The organism is Microbacterium esteraromaticum (assembly GCF_028747645.1).
In the GTDB taxonomy this organism is placed as follows: Bacteria; Actinomycetota; Actinomycetes; order Actinomycetales; family Microbacteriaceae; genus Microbacterium; species Microbacterium esteraromaticum_C.
Window position 1 is genome coordinate 1,490,742 of the sequence record NZ_CP118100.1, and the last position, 19,754, is coordinate 1,510,495.

Here is a 19,754-nt window from a genome sequence, read left to right on the forward strand (position 1 = left end):
ATTGCACCGCGCCGTTACGCGGGCCGCGTTCCGGGGCCAGACAGGGTCACTCCACGCGGAACAGCTGCATCGACGTGCCGGTGATCGGCAGCACGTCACCGGGTGCATACCGGTGCTCCGCGTCGGTCGGTGACTCGTCTGCGCTCGACCACAGCGAGACGAACGAGGTGGCGTTGTCGATGTTGTCGGGCAGGCGCACGTCGATCGGCGCTTCATTGCCGTGCACGATCAACAGGATCCGGTTGCTCTCACCGTCGTGAGGCACGCTGGCGGCGACGTACTGCAGTGTGCGGTGCCGCGGATCGTTCCACTGCTCCGCGGCCATCGTCTGGCCGTTCTGGTCGTACCAGTCCATCTCGGACGCCTCGGGCACGTGCTCGCCGAGTCGGGCGTACCGTGCGGGACGCAGCGCCGGATTCTCGGCGCGCAGCCGGGTCAGGAGTGAGATGTGCGCGTGCAGATCCTGTTGCCAGGGTTCGTGCTCCCAGCTCAGCCACGTGAGCGCGGAATCGTGACAATAGGCGTTGTTGTTGCCGCGCTGGGTGCGGCCGAACTCATCGCCGGCCGTGATCATCGGAATACCCGCCGACAACAGCAGGGTTCCCATGAGATTGCGCATGGCCTTGCGGCGTGCGGCGAGCACGTTCGGACGGTCGGTCTCGCCCTCGACGCCGTGGTTGAAGGAACGGTTCACGTCGGCGCCGTCCCGGTTGTGCTCGCCGTTGGCGTCGTTGTGCTTCACGTCGTACGAGACGAGGTCGTGCAGGGTGAACCCGTCGTGTGCCGTGACGAAGTTGATGCTCGCCAGCGGGCCGCGTTCTTCGCTGTACGTGTTCGCCGAACCTGCGAGGCGGTTGGCGAAGCCGCCGACGCCGACCGGCGCCGAGGCCCGGCGGGCGTAGTCGATGTCGCTGAGCCAGAAGTTGCGCGCGCGGTCGCGGTAGCGGTCGTTCCATTCGCTCCAGCCGGGCGGGAAGTTGCCGGTCTGCCAGCCGCCCATTCCGACGTCCCAGGGCTCGGCGATGAGCTTGACGTCCTGTAGCGCGGGGTCGTCGCGGATGGCGAGCAACAAGGGGTGCTGCGGGTCGTACTCGTGCGAGGCATTGCGCCCGAGCGCTGCGGCGAGATCGAAGCGGAAGCCGTCGATCTGCATCTCGTTGGCCCAGTAGCGCAGCGAGTCGAGCACCAGTCGGGCTGCGGCGTCGGTGGCCGTGTTGACCGTGTTGCCGACGCCCGTGGTGTCGATGTACGCGCCGTCTGCCTGCTGGCGGTAGTAGCCGGCGTTGTCGATGCCGCGCAGGCTGGAGCGTGGCCCCCCGATGCCTTCTTCGCTGGTGTGGTTGTAGACGACGTCCAGGATCACCTCGAGGCCGGCCTCGTGCAGCCGTTTGACCATGCCCTTGAACTCGGCGAGTACGGCTTCGGGGCCCGCGTTGCGGCTGGCCTCGGTGGCGTAGGCGGTGTGCGGTGTGAAGAAGTTCAGGGTGTTGTAGCCCCAATAGTTGGTCAGGCCGCGTTCGAGCAGTCGTGGTTCGGGTACGAACGCCTGCACGGGGAGCAGCTCGACGGCGGTGACGCCCAGGTCGCGCAGATAGTCGACCATCACGGGGTGCGCGAGTCCTGCGTAGGTGCCGTGCAACGCGGCGGGCACTTCGGGATGGCGCTTCGTGAGGCCCTTCAGATGCCCCTCGTAGATGACGGTCTCTTCGAGCGGCGTGCGCGGTTTGCCGACGCCCTCCCAATCGAACCCGTCGGCGATGACCACGGAGCGCCACTCCTGGTATCCGGAACCCTCGGCGAGGCCGCGCGCGTAGGGATCGAGAAGCAGTGTCTCGGGGTTGAAGACGTTGCCGGGCCCGTGGGGGCCGTCCACCCGGAGGGCGTAGCGAGCGCCCGGCTGCAGCAGTTCGGTGGTGGCCTCCCACACCCCGCCGGCGCGACGGACGAGGGGCAGGGTCGCCGTCTCCCAGTCCAGGTCGTACTCATCGAAGAGGACGAGCTCGATGGATGACGCGTTCTGCGACCACACCCGGAGGGTGCCGACGCCGTCGTGCAGGCGCACGCCGAGGTCGTCGAGGGTGGGACCGCTGAAGGAGGGCGTGCGGGTCGCGGGCATGGGGAACAGCCTAGAGGCGCCGGGTGCACGGCGGTGAATCCCCTTGGGGGCTCCGGTGAACCGCTCGCGACGGTGGACGCGGTGGAAGAATGAGAGGGTGCGGTACTACCTGGATCATGCGGCCACCACTCCGCTGCGCCAAGAGGCGCGCGACGCTTGGCTGAGCGCGACCGAGGTCGTCGGCAATGCGGCGTCCACGCACGCCGCCGGTCAGGACGCCAGGCGGTTGCTGGAGGAGTCGCGCGAGCGCGCCGCGGCCGTGCTCGGCTGCGAACCGATCGAGATCGTGTTCACCTCAGGGGGCACCGAGTCGATCAACACGGCGCTGCACGGCCTGTGGCGTTCGCGTGCGCCAGGATCGGATGCCATCGTGCTGCCTGATGGCGAGCATCACGCCACCATGGACACGGTTGCCGCGCTGGCGGCGGGGGATGCCGCCGATTCGGCGGTGGTGCGCAGCACCCCGATTGATGAGCTCGGACGCATTCGCCTCGACGCATTCGCGCAGGCGCTACCTGGCGCCGCGCTGGCGACGGCGCTGGTCGCGAACAACGAGGTCGGCACCGTCAATGATGCGTCCGCTCTGGCCGCCGCCGCGGGAGCTGCGCACGTGCCGCTGCATCTGGATGCCGTGGCCGCCTGCGGCCACCTGCCGCTGTCGTTTCGCGGGCTGCGCGGGAATGCTCCGCCCGGGGCTGGCCTGGTGGCCATGAGCGTCGCAGGCCACAAGATCGGCGCACCGGTCGGCACGGGCGCGCTCACGGTCGCGCGCAGCGCGCGCATCGCGCCGCTGCTGCACGGCGGCGGTCAACAGCGCGGGCTGCGTGCCGGGACGCAGGACGTCGCCGGAGCCGCCGCGTTCGCGGAGGCGCTCGAGGCGGCGGAGCGCGAACGCGTTGACGAGCACGCACGGCTGAGCGCTCTGCGCGACCGACTGGTCACGGGCATCCGCTCCGTCGTGCCGTCGTCGGTGCTGCTCGGCGATGCGGACGACCGACTCCCCGGCAACGCGCATCTGCTCTTTCCCGGCGCGGTGGGCGAGAGCCTGCTGTTCCTTCTCGATATGGCCGGCATCTCGGCATCCACGGGGTCGGCGTGCCAGGCCGGCGTGGCCGAGCCGTCGCACGTCGTGATGGCGATGGGGCGCGGCGAGTCCGACGCGCGCAGCGTGCTGCGCTTCACGCTGGGGCGATCCTCGACGGACGCCGACGTCGATGCGGTTCTCGCCGTGATCGCCGATTCCGTTCACCGCGCCTCTCCAGCCGGCCGCTCGTAGACTGGAGACCATGCGAGTTCTGGCGGCGATGAGCGGTGGAGTCGACTCCGCGGTGGCGGCGGCGCGCGCCGTCGACGCCGGACATGACGTCGTGGGTGTGCATCTGGCACTGTCACGCGCCGGGGGCACGTTGCGCACCGGCAGTCGCGGATGCTGCACGATCGAGGATGCGATGGATGCCCGCCGTACCGCCGATCTGCTGGGCATCCCGTTCTACGTGTGGGACTTCTCAGAGCGCTTCCGCGAGGACGTCATCGAGGACTTCATCTCGGAGTACCAGGCCGGACGCACCCCCAACCCGTGCCTGCGGTGCAACGAGAAGATCAAGTTCGCCGCGCTGCTCGAACGGGCGATCGAACTGGGCTTCGACGCTGTCTGCACCGGGCACTACGCCACCCTGATCGAGGGGGAGGACGGCCTGCAGCTGCATCGGGCCTCCGACGCCGCGAAGGACCAGTCGTATGTGCTGGGTGTGCTCAACGCCGAGCAGATTGCGCACACGTACTTCCCGTTGGGCGACACGCCGTCGAAGGCGCTCGTGCGCGCGGAGGCTGCCGAGCGCGGCATCAGCGTGGCGCAGAAGCCCGACAGCCACGACATCTGTTTCATCCCCGACGGCGACACCCGCGGCTGGCTCGCCGAGAAGGTCGGTACGGCCACCGGCGACGTCGTCGACCGCACCGGTGCCGTGGTCGGCACGCACGAGGGCGCGCACGCGTTCACGGTGGGACAGCGGCGCGGACTGCGTCTGGGCGTGCCCGCCGACGACGGCAAGCCGCGTTTCGTGCTCGAAGTGCGACCGGTGTCGAACACCGTCGTCGTGGGGCCGAAGGAGGCGCTTGCGATCGCCGAGATCGCGGGCGAGCGCTTCTCGTGGGCGGGAGCCGCGCCGATGGCATCCGAGTTCGCGTGTGAAGTGCAGATCCGCGCGCACGCCGACCCCGTGCCGGCCCGCGCGTTCGTGTCGGATGCCGGTGTGCGCGTCGTGCCCGATTCGCCGCTCGACGGAGTCGCGCCGGGTCAGAGCGCCGTGATCTACGTGGGCACGCGGGTACTCGGCCAGTTCACGATCGATACGACGGTCTCGGCGGTTCCCATCGAAGCCTGAGCCCTGAGCCTTGAGCCCCGGGGATCGGCTTCGGGCGAGGGATGTCGTACCCGGCTCGTAGACTCGAGCTGTGTCAGAGAACATCACGCTGTCAGACGCCCGCGTCGAGGTCGAGGAGCTGACTGCCCGCATTCTCGAGGCGAAAGAGGCGTACTACGGCCGCGACACCTCGATGGTGGACGACGCGACGTACGACGGATGGATGCGCAGGCTCGAAGAGCTCGAACGTCTGCATCCCGAGCTTCGGGGGCAGGACTCGCCGACGCAGATGGTCGGCGCTGCGGAGGCCACCGGTCTCGACACCATCGAGCACGCCGAACGGATGCTGAGCCTCGACAACGTGTTCTCTCTCGACGAGTTGCGCGAGTGGCAGCAGAAGACGCAGGGTGCGGCCGGCCGCGACGTCGCCTGGCTCACCGAGCTCAAGATCGATGGCCTGGCGATCAACCTGCGGTACGAGAACGGCGTGTTGACGTCTGCGGCGACCCGTGGCGATGGACGCGTCGGCGAGATCGTGACCGAGAACGCGCTCAGGCTCGCCTCGATTCCCGAGCGGCTGAGCGGGGCGGGACATCCCGAGATCGTCGAGGTGCGCGGCGAGGTGTTCATCCCGGTCGCGGCATTCGAAAGACTCAACGCGGCGCAGGCGGACTTCCGCGAACGTGCATACGCTGAGACCCTGCACCGCTGGGAAGCGCGCAGCGGGGCGAAACGTCCGTTCGACGAAGAAAAGGCGCGCACCGCTGCGGCGCGCCGGTTCCCCTCGTTCGCGAACCCGCGCAACGCCGCCAGCGGGGGACTCCGGCAGCAGATCGACAAGAAGAGCGGCCTCGAGCTCGAAGCCGGCCTACTGCGCATCGATTCGCTGGCGCTGTACGTGCACGGCATCGGGGCATGGCAGGACCCGCCCGTGCAGGCGCAGAGCGAGGTGTACGAGCTCCTTGCCGGCTGGGGTCTGCCGACCAGTCCGCACACGAAGGTCTGCCACAGCATCGACGAGGTCGCCGACTTCGTGGCGTACTTCGGTGAGCACCGCCACGACATCGAGCATGAGCTCGACGGCATCGTCGTCAAGGTCGATGAGCTTGCGCTGCACGACGAACTGGGCATGACCAGCCGGGCGCCCCGCTGGGCCATCGCCTACAAGTACCCGCCCGAAGAGGTGCAGACCCGGCTGCTCGACATCGTCGTCTCGGTGGGGCGCACCGGGCGCGCGACGCCCTTCGCGGTCATGGCACCGGCGCATGTCGCGGGATCGGTCGTGCGTCAGGCGACCCTGCACAACAGAGACGTCGTCAAGGCCAAGGGTGTGCTCATTGGCGACACCGTGGTGCTGCGCAAGGCCGGAGATGTGATTCCCGAGGTGCTCGGACCGGTTGTCGACAAGCGCGATGGCAGCGAGCGGGAGTTCGTGATGCCCGTCGAGTGCCCCGAGTGCGGTACGCCGCTGCGGCCGATGAAAGAGGGCGATATCGATCTGCGCTGTCCGAACGCGCGCTCGTGCCCGGCCCAGGTGCGGGGGCGCGTAGAGCACATTGGCTCGCGCGGCGCTCTCGACGTCGAGGTGCTCGGCGAGGTGACCGCGGCCGCGCTGACGCAGCCGAGCTTTCCGGCCACGCCGCCGCTGGTGACCGAGGCAGGATTGTTTTCGCTGACGCTGGAGCAGATCGTGCCGATTGAGGTGATCGTGCGCGACGCCGAGACGGGGCAACCCAAGATCGACGAAGAGACCGGTGAACCGGTGCGACGGTGGCCTTTCCAGAAGCAGGGCCCCGCGCAGTACCCGCCGGGCAGCGAGCACATGGACGCCGCGGAACGGCGTCGCGCCGGAATCCGCAAGGACTATCGCGAGACGTTGCCCTCGGGCGCGGCGGTCAAGCTGCTCGCCGAGCTCGAGAAGGCGAAGGGCAAGGAGCTGTGGCGGCTACTCGTGTCGCTGAACATCCGCCATGTCGGCCCTGTGGCCGCACGCGCACTCGCGCAGTGGTTCGGATCGTTGGATGTCATCCGCGCGGCAACGCGAGACGAGCTCGCCGCGGTCGAGGGTGTGGGCGAGATCATCGCCGACTCGCTTCGGGACTGGTTCGAGGTCGATTGGCACCGCGACATCATCGAGCAGTGGACCGCTGCGGGTGTGCAGTGGGCGACGCCCGGGCATCCGGGTCCCGGCGCGGTCGCCGTCGAAGGGGGCGTTCTGGACGGCCTCACGGTGGTGGCCACGGGCTCGCTCGATGGCTTCACGCGGGAAGGTGCGCAGGAGGCCATTCTCGCGGCGGGCGGCAAAGCAGCCTCCAGCGTCTCGAAAAAGACCGATTTCGTGGCCGCCGGCCCCGGTGCCGGCTCCAAGCTCGCGAAGGCCGAGGCGCTGGGCATTCGTGTACTCGACGCGGCCCAGTTCCGCGTGCTGGTGACAGAAGGGCCGGACGCGCTGGATGGCTGATCCGCTGATCGTCGTCTGACGAGACCCGCCACGCACTACCCCTAGGCTCGGGGCATGACTGAGAACGCTGCTGACGTGACCCTGGTGGATCTCACGACGGGCGATGCCCGTTGGGCGCAGGCGCTGCCTGTGCTGCAGGAGTTGCGTCCGCATCTCACTGCGGAGCTGCTCGCACAGGTGCTCCGCGAGGGGGAGCCGCAGGGGTTGCGTTTCACCGCCGTGTTCACCGAAGATCGGTGCGTCGCTGTGGCTGGATGGCGGGTCATCGCCAACACCAGCGCGATCCGCAAGCTCTACATTGACGACCTCTCGACCGCGGCATCGGAGCGCTCGCGCGGGTATGGAGCGCTGCTGCTCCGCGAACTGCGCAACCGCGCCGCCGCTGCCGGATGCCGGGTGCTCGATCTCGACTCCGGGGTGCAGCGCTTCGACGCGCACCGGTTCTATTTGCGCGAGCGGATGGACATCGTCTCGCATCACTTCGCGCAACGGCTCGGCTGAGACCTCTCGTCCGGGCACGCCGTCTGATACCCGCGTGCCGTTCTGTATAGAAGTTCGAATGTCGGTGGTCGCTGGTGTACTAGAGGCATGACGGCGGTGATGGATGTGACGGTGGAGCAGGTGACCACGCTCGATGAGCTGGTCGAGCTCGCGCAGTCCATCGAGCAGTCGATCAGCAGCATGCAGGCGGCACGTGACGGAGTGCTCGCACTGGCCAGCCGTTGGGCGCTGGACGCGGCGGGTGAGGTCGACGAGGCCGACCTCACGTTGCGGACGGTGGCAGCTGAGCTCGGCGCGGCGCTGGGTGTCAGCGACCGAACAGTGCAACGGCGCATGCTCGCTGCAGAACAGGTTGTCGAACGCTTTCCGCGCGTGTGGGCGGCTCAGGCCGCCGGCGCGATCAGCGCCGGGCACACCAGGGTGATCGTCGAGGCGGGGGAGCACATCGACGATGCGGAGTCACGTGACCGATACGCCGCGCGCGTGCTGGAGGTCGCGAGCGGTGAGTCGCCGAATCGCACACGGCCCATCGCCGAGCGGTTGGCTCAGCAGCACCAGCCGAAGTCGCTCGACGAACGGCATGAGGATGCCCGTGAACTCCGCGGCGCGTGGGTCAGCGACCACCCGGACGCCATGGCGGAACTGCACGTGTTCGGACCGTCCGTTCTTGTGCACGGCGCATTCGACAGGCTCACGTCGAAGGCGAAGACCAACACCCGTGCGGTGGCCAGCGGTCCGCATCGGCAGGCTGAGGCGTTATCTGAACCGCTGCCCGGCACTGCGTTCGGCCCGGCGGCGACACACGACGCCCACGTCGCGATAGCTGAGGATGTCCGCACGCTCGCGCAGCGACGCTTCGACCTGGCCATGTACCTGCTGCTGACCGGCGCACCGGCCGGGCACGACACGGACGACGGGCTGCTCGCCGCCATCCGGCCGCGGGTCAGCGTGACGATCCCGTTCCTTACGCTGATGGGCCGCGACGCCACTGACCTTCACCATCTGCGCGGCAAGGTTCGTTGCGACGTCGTTGGCGGCGGATGCGCTGACGCCGGTGGTGGCGCTAGTGACAACAACGCCCGTACTGGTGACGCCGCGGTCATCGGCGTGCGCGGAGGCGTCAACGCAGAACTGGACGGGCACGGCCCGATCGACACGCATTCCGCGCGCGTACTCGCCGGCGCCGCGTCGGGATGGAACCGACTGCTCACCCACCCGATCACGGGGATGCTGCTCGCCGTCGACCGGTACCGGCCCAGCGAGCAGCTTCGCCGTCATCTGCGAGCCAGAGACCAACGATGCCGGTTCCCCACGTGCGGTATGCCGGCCATAGACAGCGATGTCGACCACACACAGGACGCCGCCTTCGGCGGCGCCACCGAGGAGAGCAACCTCGGGGCGCTGTGCCGCCGACATCATGTGCTGAAACACCATTCCCCATGGATGGTGGAGCAACGGGAGAGCGGAATCCTCGAGTGGCACAGCCCCACGGGTCGGGTCTATGTCGACCGGCCACCTCCGCAGAACACTGTCACCTTCACCGAGACCGCGCTGACCGAAGCTGATACGCAGCGCAACGACAGCGGCGGCGACGGCGCGAATCCATCACCGGCACGATCCGCCGCCCCGTTCTGACCTGACCTGCCGGGGCCAGTCAATCGTTGCCCCGCCCCGCGCCGCGCCGCCGGGCCGCTCGGGCATGGCACTACGCGGATGCCGTCCGCCAGGTCATCCTGAAGTGACGGCACGCGTGGCGGCTCGCCCCGTCACTCACGTGACGGCGTGCAGACGCCCGTATCCGAGCGCCGGCGTGCAAGCGCCCTCATCCGAGCGCCGGCGCGCATGCCTCAGCACCCACGCGCCGGCGCCGCGACAGATCAGTCCTTCTTGTGGCGCGGCTTGCGGGTGCCGCCTTCATCGCGGAAGTCGCGACCGCGCCCGCCACGGTCGTCCCGCTGGTATCCGCGGTCGTCGCGCCCGCCACGGTCGTCCCGCTGGTATCCGCGGTCGTCGCGCCCGCTGCGGTCGTCCCGCTGGTAGCCCCCACGATCACGCGATCCCTGGTAGCCGCCGCGGCGGTCGTCGCGCGGCGCACGCCGGCTCGGCACTCCGCGGTCGGGCTTGATCTCGATCAGCTTCCCCGAGATACGGGTGTCGCGCAGCTTGTCCAGCACAGCGGGGCTCATCGTCACAGGAAGTTCAACAATTGAGAAGTCGGGCTTGATCGCAATGGCACCGAAGTCATCGCGTCCCAGGCCGCCCTCGTTCGCGAGTGCTCCGACGATCTGTCGCGGCTCCACCCGGTGGCGGCGCCCGACCTCGATGCGGTACGGCGTGTAGTCGCCCCGCCCGCGACGCTCACGTGGAGCACGGTCCGAACGCTCCTGCCGTTCACGCGGAGGACGGTTGTCCCGTTCAACCGACTTCGCCAGTGCGTCGTCGGCCGGATCCAGGAGCAACGGCGTTTCGCCCTGTGCCACGACGGCGAGAGCCGCAGCCACATCAGCCTCGGGCACATCGTTATTGCGCACATAGTGCGCGATGATGTCGCGGAAGCCTTCGATACGCGCCGTCTCGCCGAGCGCAGCAGTGATCGCATCATCGAAGCGGGCCAGGCGTGTGGTGTTGACGTCTTCGGTCGTTGGCAGTTGCATCTGGGCGGGCTGCTGACGGGTCGCCTTCTCAATGTGCTTGAGCAGATAGCGTTCACGCGGCGTGATGAAGCTGATCGCATCACCCGACCGGCCGGCACGGCCAGTGCGTCCGATGCGGTGCACGTACGACTCGGTGTCGGTGGGAATGTCGAAGTTCACCACATGGCTGATGCGCTCCACGTCAAGACCACGGGCCGCGACGTCAGTGGCGACGAGAATGTCGAGCTTGCCGTCCTTGAGCTGGTTCACCGAACGCTCGCGCTGCACCTGCGGAACGTCGCCGTTGATGGCCGCCGCCGAATACCCGCGGGCACGCAGCTTCTCAGCGAGCGTCTCGGTCTCGTTCTTGGTGCGGACGAACACGATCATGCCGTCGAAGTTCTCGACCTCGAGGATGCGCGTGAGGGCATCCACCTTCTGCGCGTACGACACCACCAGGTAGCGCTGCGTGATGTTCTGGTTCGTGCTGGTCTTGCCCTTGATGGCAACTTCTTCGGGCGCGTTGAGGTACTGCTGAGCGAGTCGGCGGATCGCCGGAGGCATCGTCGCCGAGAACAGCGCGACCTGCTTATCGCTCGGGGTCTGCGCGAGGATCTGCTCGACGTCTTCGGCAAAGCCCATCTTGAGCATCTCGTCGGCTTCGTCGAGCACCAGGTACTTCAGCTCCGACAGGTCGAGCGTTCCCTTGGCCTGGTGATCCATGATGCGCCCAGGAGTGCCGACGACGATGTGGACGCCGCGACGCAAGGCCGACAACTGCACGCCGTAACCCTGACCGCCGTACACCGGCAGCACATGAACGCCCTTCATGCGGGACGCGTACGACTCGAACGCCTCACACACCTGCAGCGCCAGTTCTCGCGTGGGTGCGAGCACCAGCGCCTGCGGGGTCTTCTGCGCCAGATCGAGGTTCTCGAGCACAGGTAGTGCGAACGCGGCCGTCTTGCCGGTGCCGGTCTGCGCGGTGCCGAGCACGTCGCGGCCCTGCAACAGCAGCGGAATCGTCGCCGCCTGAATGGGAGAGGGCGTCTCATAGCCCAGTTCGCGGATGGCGCCGAGCACCGGGCCACTGATGCCGAGGTCATCGAAGCCGGGCGTCGACGACTGCTCGGCGACGGCCTCTCCGGAGTCGGTGGAGGAGTCGGGGGCAGGCACAGCGGCGGCATTCTCGTCAGCAGTCACCTACCAACGATAGTGCCTCCGGATGTGAGAGTGCTGGCGGTCGCAGCAGGGCGCGATGCTCAGCGGCGTGTCGTCACCGCTGTCCGCCGCCGGTCAGCTCCAGAAGACGCTCCTTCACCTGGCGGCGCAGCACCTTGCCGATCAGTGAACGAGGCAGCTCATCGACGACGAACAGCCGTCGCGGCACCTTGTAGGGCGTGAGAATTCCGCGCGCGAACTCACGGATCGACTCGATGTCGGGGTCGACACCGGCATCCACCACGATCGCGGCGACCACCTCCTCGCCGGAGTGTTCGCTCGGCAGACCGACGACCGCCGCATCCACGACATCGGGGTGCTGACGCAGCGCGCCCTCCACCTCGGTGGGGGCGACGTTGAACCCGCCCGTGATGATGAGCTCTTTGATGCGATCTACGATTCGCACGAAGCCCTTCTCATCGATCGTCACGATGTCGCCGGTGCGGAACCAGCCGTCGACGAAGACCGCCTCGGTGGCTTCCGGCTTGCCGTAGTAGCCGGAGAACACCTGGGGGCCGCGCACGATCAGCTCTCCGGGCGACCCGGCTGGCACATCTACGGTGGGATTCTCGGGGTCGACCACGCGGCACTCGGTGCCGGGCAGGGGCAGCCCGATCGTGCCGGCGACACGGTGCTCGGCCACCGGGTTCGCCATCAGCACGGGCGAGCACTCGCTCAGGCCATAGCCCTCCACCAGGTATCCACCGCTGGCCTCCTCGAAGGGCACGACCAGCTCGTGGGGAAGCGCCATGGCCCCAGAGATCGCCACTTCGGTGCCCGCGAGCGAGACGCCCTTCTCTTTCGCGGCCGCCAGCAGACGCTCGGCGATCGGCGGCACGAGCGGCAGGAACGTCGCCGGGTGCTTCTTCGCGACCTCCAGCACCATGTCGGGGTCGAACTTGGGGAACAGCACGAGCCGCGCACCCATCGACATCGCGAACGTCAGGCACAGCGTCAGTCCGTATGCGTGGAACATCGGCAGCACCGCGTAGACGACGCAGCCGTCGCCGCGCGTGATCGAGGGTACCCAGACCCGGGCCTGCGCGGCATTGGCGAGCAGGTTGCGGTGCGTCAGCGATGCGCCCTTGGGGGTGCCTGTCGTTCCCGAGGTGTACTGGATGATCGCGAGGTCATCGGTCTGCGGACGCGGGTGCGACGCGGGCAGCGGAGCGGATGCCACCAGCTGATCCCAGCTGATCGCGCCGCGCACCTTGGCCGTCAGCGCCTGGCGCGACTCGCGGGCCTTCGCGATCGGCAGCTTCAGAGCGAGTCGCGTCATGAAGGGCATAGCCGTGGTGACATCGACCGAGATCAGGTTCGTCACCTTCAGATCGTCGGGGAACTGCTGCACGGTCTCGACGACCTTGCTCCAGACGATCGCGTGCGGGGCTCCGTGGTCCTCGAACTGCTTGCGCAGCTCGCGAGCGGTGTACAGCGGGTTGTGCTCGACGACCACCGCGCCGAGGCGCAGCACCGCGTAGAAGGCGATGATGTGCTGCGGGCAGTTGGGCAGCACGATGGCGACGGGGTCGCCGGGGCCGACGCCGAGATCGCGCAGACCGGCTGCGGCGCGCTCGATCGCGTCCTGCATGTCGCGGTAGGTGGTCTCGCGCCCGAAGAACTGCAGGGCCGGGGCATCCGGGTAGTCGCGCACCGACGCTTCCACGATGTCGATGAGAGACCCGGTCACCGGGGGAAGATCCTCGGGAACGCTGTCTGCGTAGCTGGCGGTCCAGGGGCGCGGGGGATCGAACGTCGTCACGGGTTCAGCTTACGTGTGCAGGGCCGGGGCTCTCGTAGACTGGCGTGGTGTCAGAAATCACCCCCGATCTCGTGCGCCATCTCGGCGTGCTCGCGCGCATCAAGCTCACCGACGACGAGGTGACCCAGCTGACCGGTCAGCTGGACGCCATCGTCGACAACATCGCCAAGGTGTCGGAGGTGGCGACGCCCGATGTGGCGGCCACCAGCCATCCGATCCCGCTGAGCAACGTCTTCCGCCCCGATGAGGTCGGCCTGACGCTCACGCCCGAGCAGACCCTGCAGAACGCACCGGATGCCGCCGACGGCCGCTTCCGCGTCACGGCCATCCTGGGAGAAGAGCAGTGAGCGACATCATCCGCATGACCGCCGCGGAACTCGGCGACAAGCTGAGCGCCGGCGAGATCTCCAGCGTCGAGGCCACCCAGGCGCACCTCGACCGCATCGCCGCCGTCGACGGCGATGTGCACGCGTTCCTGCATGTCAACGAGCACGCCCTTGCGGCCGCCGCCGAGGTCGATGCCCGGCGCGCCGCGGGTGAGCAGCTCGGCCCGATCGCCGGTGTGCCGCTGGCCATCAAGGACGTCCTGGTCACCACCGATCAGCCCTCCACGAGTGGTTCGAAGATCCTCGAGGGCTACATGTCGCCGTTCGACGCGACCGTCGTCGCACGCTCACGTGCTGCGGGACTGGTGCCGCTCGGCAAGACCAACATGGACGAGTTCGCAATGGGCTCGTCGACGGAGCACTCCGCGTACGGCCCCACCCGCAACCCCTGGGATCTGGACCGCATCCCCGGCGGATCCGGCGGCGGCTCGGCGGCGGCAGTCGCTGCCTTCGAGGCTCCGCTCGCGCTCGGTTCCGACACCGGTGGGTCGATCCGTCAGCCCGCGCATGTCACCGGCACCGTGGGCATCAAGCCGACCTATGGCGGGGTCAGCCGCTACGGCGCGATCGCCCTGGCATCCAGCCTCGACCAGGTGGGCCCCGTCACGCGCACCGTGCTCGACGCGGGCCTGCTGCACGATGTCATCGGTGGCCACGACGCCAATGACTCCACCTCGCTCGACGAGCAGTGGCCGTCGTTCGCCGAGGCCGCACGTGAGGGCGCGACCGGTCAGGTGTTGAAGGGCCTGAAGGTCGGTGTCGTCAAGGAACTGCCCGACTCGGGATTCCAGCCCGGCGTCGCCGCCTCGTTCCGCGAGTCGCTCGCCCTCATGGAGGCGCAGGGCGCGGAGATCGTTGAGATCTCGGCCCCGCACTTCGAGTACGGCGTCGCCGCGTACTATCTGATCCTCCCGGCCGAGGCCTCCAGCAACCTCGCCAAGTTCGACTCGGTCCGCTTCGGGCTCCGCGTCACGCCAGAGGGCAACTCCACGGTCGAGGACGTCATGTCCGCCACTCGTGAGGCCGGTTTCGGCCCCGAGGTCAAGCGACGCGTCATCCTCGGCACGTACGCGCTGTCGGCCGGCTACTACGACGCCTACTACGGCAGCGCCCAGAAGGTGCGTACGCTCATCCAGCGCGACTTCGATGAGGCGTTCGCGCAGGTCGACGTGATCGCGACGCCCTCGGCACCGACCACAGCGTTCAAGATCGGTGAGAAGATCGACGACCCGCTGCAGATGTACCTCAACGACCTGACGACGATTCCCGCCAACCTCGCCGGCGTGCCGGGCATCTCGATCCCGTCGGGGCTCGCATCCGAGGACGGGCTGCCCGTCGGCATCCAGTTCCTCGCCCCCGCGCGTCAGGACGCGCGTCTGTACCGCGTCGGCGCCGCTCTCGAAGCCGCGCTGCTGGACTCCTGGGGAGCACCCCTCCTGGAGAAGGCCCCCACCCTGGGAGGAACCCGCTGATGGCCACCGCAAAGCTCATGGACTACGACAAGGCCCTCGAGCTGTTCGAGCCGGTGCTCGGATTCGAGGTGCACGTCGAGCTGAACACGCGCACGAAGATGTTCTCGGGCGCACCCAACCCCGCGCACGAAGAGTTCCACGCCGCCGAGCCGAACACGCTGATCGCGCCGGTCGACCTCGGGCTTCCGGGTTCGCTCCCGGTGGTCAACGCCACCGCGGTGCGCTCGTCGATCAGCCTGGGCCTGGCGCTCGGATGCTCGATCGCCGAATCGAGCCGCTTCGCGCGCAAGAACTACTTCTACCCTGACCTGGGTAAGAACTATCAGATCTCGCAGTACGACGAGCCGATCGCCTTCGAGGGCTCGGTCGAGGTCGAGCTGGAGGACGGCACGCTGGTGACCATCCCGATCGAGCGCGCCCACATGGAGGAGGACGCCGGAAAGCTCACCCACATGGGTGGTGCCACCGGTCGCATCCAGGGTGCGGAGTACTCGCTGGTCGACTACAACCGTGCGGGTGTGCCGCTCGTCGAGATCGTCACCAAGCCGATCTTCGGTGCCGAGCACCGTGCGCCTGAGATCGCCAAGGCGTACATCGCGGCCATCCGCGACATCGTGCGCGGACTCGGTATCTCTGAGGCGCGCATGGAGCGCGGCAACCTCCGCTGCGACGCCAACGTGTCGCTGCGTCCCCGCGGGCAGGAGAAGCTCGGAACGCGCACCGAGACGAAGAACGTCAACTCGATGCGCTCGGTCGAGCGTGCCGTGCGCTACGAGATCCAGCGCCAGGCGCAGATCCTCGCCGACGGCGGCGTCATCATCCAGGAGACGCGCCACTGGCACGAGGACACCGGCACGACCTCGCCGGGGCGTCCGAAGTCGGATGCTGACGACTACCGCTACTTCCCGGAGCCCGACCTGCTGCCGGTCGAACCGGCGCGAGAGCTGGTCGAGGAGCTGCGTGCTGCTCTTCCCGAGCAGCCGATCGCCCGCCGTCGCCGGCTGAAGGCCGACTGGGGCTTCACCGACCTGGAGTTCCAGGACGTGCGCAACGGCGGTCTGATCGATGTCGTCGCCGCGACAATCGACGCCGGATCGACGCCGGCTGCGGCCCGCAAGTGGTGGACCGGCGAGATCACGCGCGTCGCGAACGCGCAGGAGCGCGACGTCGCCGATCTCGTCAGCCCGCAGAACGTCGCCGCGCTGCAGCAGCTCGTCGACGCGGGAACGCTGACCGACAAGCTGGCCCGCCAGGTGCTCGAGGGCGTCATCGCCGGCGAGGGGACGCCGCAGGAGGTCGTGGATGCCCGCGGACTGGCCGTCGTCTCGGATGACGGTGCGCTGATCGCAGCGATCGATGACGCCTTCGCCGCGCAGCCCGATGTGCTCGCCAAGATCAAGGACGGCAAGGTGCAGGCGGCCGGTGCCGTGATCGGCGCCGTGATGAAGGCGATGAAGGGACAGGCCGACGCCGCACGCGTGCGAGAGCTGATCCTGGAACGGGCCGCGCAGGACTGACCGTGATGTCCCATGCCTCCACGAGAATGGAGGCATGGGACGCGGTGACGGATCGGGACGACTGGTCTCGCCCGAAGGGGCGGACGACAGCGGCACCGGCATCCTGCATGTCGACATGGATGCGTTCTACGCCGCTGTCGAAGTGTTGCACGATCCTTCGCTGCGGGGGCTGCCCCTGATCATCGGTGGACGCGAAGGGCGCTCAGTCGTGTCCAGCGCATCGTACGAGGCGCGCCGATACGGTGTGCGCAGCGCGATGCCGGTGGGGCAGGCGCTCCGTCTGTGCCCGACGGCGCGGGTCGTCCCACCCGATTTCGAACGTTATCGTGCGGTGTCCGCACAGGTGATGGCGATCTTCGAGAGCATCACCCCGCTGGTCGAACCGCTGTCGATCGACGAGGCGTTCCTCGATGTGCGAGGCGCACGCCGGCTGTGGGGGAGTCCCGGCCGTATTGCCGTGCTCATCCGCCGCCGTGTGCAGGACGAGGTGGGCATCACGTGCAGCGTCGGAGTGGCCGCGACCAAGCACGTCGCGAAGATGGCCTCGACCGTCTCCAAGCCCGATGGCATGCTGATCGTTCCTGCCGCCCGTACGCAGGAGTTCCTCGACCCGCGCCCGGTGGGTGCGATGTGGGGTGTCGGCCCGAAGGCGGCGGATGCCCTCGCCCGCCGCGGCATCCGCCTCATCAGCGATGTGCGCACGTCGCCTCCCGAGACGTTGGAGCGCGCGCTCGGTCCGGCGCTGGGACAGCGGATCCGTGCGCTCGCGACGGGGCAGGACGCCCGCACCGTCGAGACCGAGCGGATCGAGAAGAGCATCGGACATGAAGAGACCTTCGACCGCGATGTCGAGGACCGCGAGCTGCTCCGCTCCGAGCTGCGACGCCTTGCCGATCGGGTGGGGGCCCGCCTGCGCGCCTCGGGCTGGCATGCCGGCGGTGTGGCGATCAAGATCCGCTTCGCCGATTTCACCACGGTCAACCGGTCGGTGTCGCTTGCCGAGGCGACCGATGTCGGACAGCGGCTGGGCGAGACCGCACTGTCGCTGTTCGAGCAGATCGACCGGCGTGATCCCGTGCGTCTGGTCGGCGTCCGCGCAGAGCGCCTTCGCCCGGCGGCTGCGGGCGCGCTGGCACTGTGGGACGACGACGAGGACCAGCGCCGGCTGGAGGGCACGCTCGACGATGCGCGGGCGCGATTCGGTGTCGGCATGATCACCCGTGCGCGCCACATGAGTCGAGGGGAGAGCCGGTCGCCGGGGCATCCGCCGGTGGACTAGCGTGGGGTCATGCCGAACATTGCACTGGAACTGGGAAAGCAGGCCGCCTCTCTCGGGGTCAAGAGCGCTTACGGTGAAACGGTCGACGTCGATGGAGTCGGCGTCACCCCGGTGGCGCTCGCGATCACATGCTTCGCCGGCGGCGAAGTCGAACAGCAGGGCGACGGCGGCGCAGGCGGCGGAATGGCTGTGCCGCTCGGCGTTTACGTGCGCCGTGAGGAAGGTCTGCGCTTCGAGCCGAACCTGATCACGTTGCTCGCTGTGGCCGTGCCCTTCGTCTGGGTGTCCGGACGCGCCATCACGCGCATCATCCGTGCCCTCAAGAAGTAGCGACCCTCTGGACGCGGTGCTCACCGGCGCCACCGAGCAGATCTGCTCGGCTGTCGCCGGGCTCGGTGTGCCCAACCCGGTGGTCGTCATCGACGGGCGCAGCGGAGCAGGAAAGACCAGCCTCGCCGCGCGACTGGTGCGTGCCTGGCCGTTGCCGCAGCCCGTGCAACTGCTCGCGCTGGACTCGGTCTACCCGGGGTGGGACGGGCTGGCGCGGGGCTCCGAGATCGCGCGCCAAGGCGGCCTGCTCCCACACAGCCGTCAGCGGATCGGTCGCTGGCACCGCTGGGACTGGCAGCATGACGAGCCCGCCGAAGCGCACGCGGTCGACCCCGATCTCGGGCTGTTCGTCGAGGGGTGCGGTGCACTGACACGGGCATCCGCTCCTCTGGCGCACGTGGCGGTATGGGTCGACGGCCCCGCCTCAGCGCGGCGCAGCCGCGCGCTGGAACGGGACGGCGACGTGTTCCGCGACCACTGGGACATGTGGGCAGCGCAGGAGGATGCGCACATCGCTCGCGAACACCCGGCACAGTTGGCGACGATGGTCTTCACGACACCCTGAGGCGTGTCACCCCGCGTCGTGCTCGTCCGCGAGCATCACCAGCTGGTCGAGCCGGTATCCGAGCCAGTCGTAGACGTGGAAGCGTTCGTCGCCGGGCTCGTGGGTGTCGGCGGTGTCGATGCCGAGTCGCGCGGCGACGACCAATCGCACCGCTGCCAGGGTTCTCAGCCAGGCGTCTACGTGCTCCGGTGGGATCCGTATCGTCCGTTGCCGCATGGCTGCGCGCGTCGACGGAGCTGAGCCGCCCTCGAGGGGTGCGCCGAGATCGGAACGCACATCGAGGGCATCCGCCGTCCGCCGATCGAACAGGCCATCGCGTGTGGCGGCGCGGAACTCGGCTGCCGCTGCGGGGTCATCGGCATAGGCAGCCGGTGCGATGCGGCTCAGACCGGGGTCGTCTGTCACTTTGCCGTCGGCGATGACGTCGAGGAACTCGTCGATGAGCCGCTGCAGGTTCTGCACCTCGATCGTCGCGAGTGAGAGCGATAGATCCGTCGTCACTGAGGCGCCCGCCTCACCGTCGCCCACAAGCCGAAGTCGTGCATTGCATGCGCATGGGCCTCCATCGTCTCGCGCGGACCGGTCGCCACCACGGCGTGCCCCTCGTGGTGAACGGCGAGCATCAACCTGTTGGCGTGCTCGGCCGGATATCCGAAGTACGTGCGGAAGATGCGTGCCACGTAGCTCATCAGGTTCACGGGGTCATCCCACACGACGAGCTGCCACGGCACCAGAGGCGCCGCCGTCAGCTGCTCATCGAGAACCGGCGTCGAGGACGGTGTGCTCATGCCCACCCCAGTTCGTGCAGTTGCTCGTCGTCGATGCCGTAGAAGTGCGCGATCTCGTGCACCAACGTCGTGTGTACCTCCGCGCGCAGCGCGGCCTCATCCGCACACGCGGCGAGATGCGTCTCGCGGAAGACGATGATGCGGTCGGGCAGCTCGCCCATCCCGTATTGGCCGCGCTCGGTCAGCGCGAACCCCTCGTACAGGCCGAACAACTCCTCGCCGGTCTCCGCGCGGTCCTCAACGACGAACACGACGTTGTCCAGGCCATCGACCATGTCGTCGGGCAGCTTGTCGAGTTCGTCGATCACGAGGGCCTCGAAGGCATCGGCATCCATCTCCATCCCGGCGCCGAGGTCGAGG

At 68.4% G+C, this 19,754-nt stretch carries 17 protein-coding genes; 11 read left to right on the forward strand and 6 right to left on the reverse strand.

All coding sequences use genetic code 11. The features are described from left to right. Positions 1-46: 46 nt before the first annotated feature. A complete protein-coding gene (gene glgX / locus PTQ19_RS06860; RefSeq protein ID WP_274368912.1) occupies positions 47-2,116 on the reverse strand; it encodes a glycogen debranching protein GlgX in 2,070 nt (689 codons plus the stop codon). A gap of 97 nt (positions 2,117-2,213) precedes the next feature. Here glgX and PTQ19_RS06865 point away from each other — a divergent pair, with 97 nt between their 5' ends. From PTQ19_RS06865 to PTQ19_RS06885, 5 genes are all read left to right on the forward strand, one after another. Beyond that, positions 2,214-3,392 (forward strand): cysteine desulfurase family protein, encoded by a 1,179-nt coding sequence (locus PTQ19_RS06865; protein WP_274368913.1) that lies wholly within the window; start codon positions 2,214-2,216, stop codon positions 3,390-3,392. A gap of 10 nt (positions 3,393-3,402) precedes the next feature. Continuing rightward, positions 3,403-4,500 (forward strand): tRNA 2-thiouridine(34) synthase MnmA, encoded by a 1,098-nt coding sequence (mnmA, locus tag PTQ19_RS06870; protein ID WP_274368914.1) that lies wholly within the window; start codon positions 3,403-3,405, stop codon positions 4,498-4,500. A gap of 70 nt (positions 4,501-4,570) precedes the next feature. Beyond that, positions 4,571-6,940 carry an NAD-dependent DNA ligase LigA gene (gene ligA / locus PTQ19_RS06875; RefSeq protein ID WP_274368915.1) on the forward strand — a complete coding sequence of 790 codons (2,370 nt, stop codon included), beginning with the start codon at positions 4,571-4,573 and terminating at the stop codon, positions 6,938-6,940. A gap of 54 nt (positions 6,941-6,994) precedes the next feature. Then, positions 6,995-7,441 (forward strand): GNAT family N-acetyltransferase, encoded by a 447-nt coding sequence (locus tag PTQ19_RS06880; RefSeq protein ID WP_274368916.1) that lies wholly within the window; start codon positions 6,995-6,997, stop codon positions 7,439-7,441. An 87-nt stretch (positions 7,442-7,528) separates the two neighbouring features. Continuing rightward, positions 7,529-9,076, forward strand: a complete 1,548-nt coding sequence (locus PTQ19_RS06885) for an HNH endonuclease signature motif containing protein (RefSeq protein WP_274368917.1) — start codon at positions 7,529-7,531, stop codon at positions 9,074-9,076. 242 nt (positions 9,077-9,318) lie between these two features. On the opposite strand, the gene PTQ19_RS06890 is transcribed toward PTQ19_RS06885, so the two are convergent. Together PTQ19_RS06890 and PTQ19_RS06895 are read right to left on the reverse strand one after the other, a co-directional pair. Continuing rightward, the gene (locus PTQ19_RS06890) at positions 9,319-11,250 is read right to left on the reverse strand and encodes a DEAD/DEAH box helicase (protein WP_274369047.1); all 1,932 of its coding nucleotides are present in this window, start codon (positions 11,248-11,250) and stop codon (positions 9,319-9,321) included. Positions 11,251-11,350: 100 nt separating this feature from the next. Beyond that, positions 11,351-13,057 carry a long-chain-fatty-acid--CoA ligase gene (locus PTQ19_RS06895; RefSeq protein WP_274368918.1) on the reverse strand — a complete coding sequence of 569 codons (1,707 nt, stop codon included), beginning with the start codon at positions 13,055-13,057 and terminating at the stop codon, positions 11,351-11,353. Between the two features lie 47 nt (positions 13,058-13,104). Here PTQ19_RS06895 and gatC point away from each other — a divergent pair, with 47 nt between their 5' ends. From gatC to PTQ19_RS06925, 6 genes are read left to right on the forward strand one after another with little or no spacing between them, the layout of a single operon-like run. Continuing rightward, a complete protein-coding gene (gatC, locus tag PTQ19_RS06900) occupies positions 13,105-13,404 on the forward strand; it encodes an Asp-tRNA(Asn)/Glu-tRNA(Gln) amidotransferase subunit GatC (protein WP_179410953.1) in 300 nt (99 codons plus the stop codon). Further along, the gene (gene gatA / locus PTQ19_RS06905) at positions 13,401-14,915 is read left to right on the forward strand and encodes an Asp-tRNA(Asn)/Glu-tRNA(Gln) amidotransferase subunit GatA (protein ID WP_179410952.1); all 1,515 of its coding nucleotides are present in this window, start codon (positions 13,401-13,403) and stop codon (positions 14,913-14,915) included. Before gatC ends, gatA begins: the two co-directional genes overlap by 4 nt. Then, positions 14,915-16,432, forward strand: a complete 1,518-nt coding sequence (gatB, locus tag PTQ19_RS06910; RefSeq protein ID WP_179410951.1) for an Asp-tRNA(Asn)/Glu-tRNA(Gln) amidotransferase subunit GatB — start codon at positions 14,915-14,917, stop codon at positions 16,430-16,432. Before gatA ends, gatB begins: the two co-directional genes overlap by 1 nt. Before the next feature lie 34 nt (positions 16,433-16,466). Continuing rightward, positions 16,467-17,711 carry a DNA polymerase IV gene (dinB, locus tag PTQ19_RS06915; protein WP_274368919.1) on the forward strand — a complete coding sequence of 415 codons (1,245 nt, stop codon included), beginning with the start codon at positions 16,467-16,469 and terminating at the stop codon, positions 17,709-17,711. Between the two features lie 9 nt (positions 17,712-17,720). Continuing rightward, positions 17,721-18,041, forward strand: coding sequence for a hypothetical protein (locus PTQ19_RS06920; RefSeq protein WP_274368920.1), 321 nt, complete (start codon positions 17,721-17,723; stop codon positions 18,039-18,041). Beyond that, entirely contained in the window at positions 18,025-18,606 is a 582-nt protein-coding gene (locus PTQ19_RS06925; RefSeq protein WP_274368921.1) for a hypothetical protein, read from the forward strand. The genes PTQ19_RS06920 and PTQ19_RS06925 overlap by 17 nt, the downstream gene beginning before the upstream one ends. A 6-nt stretch (positions 18,607-18,612) precedes the next feature. Here the strand turns inward: PTQ19_RS06925 and PTQ19_RS06930 are convergent, their stop codons facing one another. Genes PTQ19_RS06930 through PTQ19_RS06940 form a run of 3 tightly spaced genes read right to left on the reverse strand, consistent with a single transcriptional unit; the run spans position 18,613 to position 19,735 of the window. Next, on the reverse strand, positions 18,613-19,107 hold the full coding sequence (locus PTQ19_RS06930) for a DUF2017 family protein (protein ID WP_274368922.1): 495 nt from the start codon (positions 19,105-19,107) through the stop codon (positions 18,613-18,615). Next, positions 19,104-19,394: an ATP-dependent Clp protease adapter ClpS gene (gene clpS / locus PTQ19_RS06935; protein ID WP_206820557.1), complete on the reverse strand. Its 291-nt coding sequence runs from the start codon at positions 19,392-19,394 to the stop codon at positions 19,104-19,106. Before clpS ends, PTQ19_RS06930 begins: the two co-directional genes overlap by 4 nt. Next, positions 19,391-19,735 carry a metallopeptidase family protein gene (locus PTQ19_RS06940; protein ID WP_241263598.1) on the reverse strand — a complete coding sequence of 115 codons (345 nt, stop codon included), beginning with the start codon at positions 19,733-19,735 and terminating at the stop codon, positions 19,391-19,393. The genes clpS and PTQ19_RS06940 overlap by 4 nt, the downstream gene beginning before the upstream one ends. Positions 19,736-19,754: the final 19 nt, after the last annotated feature.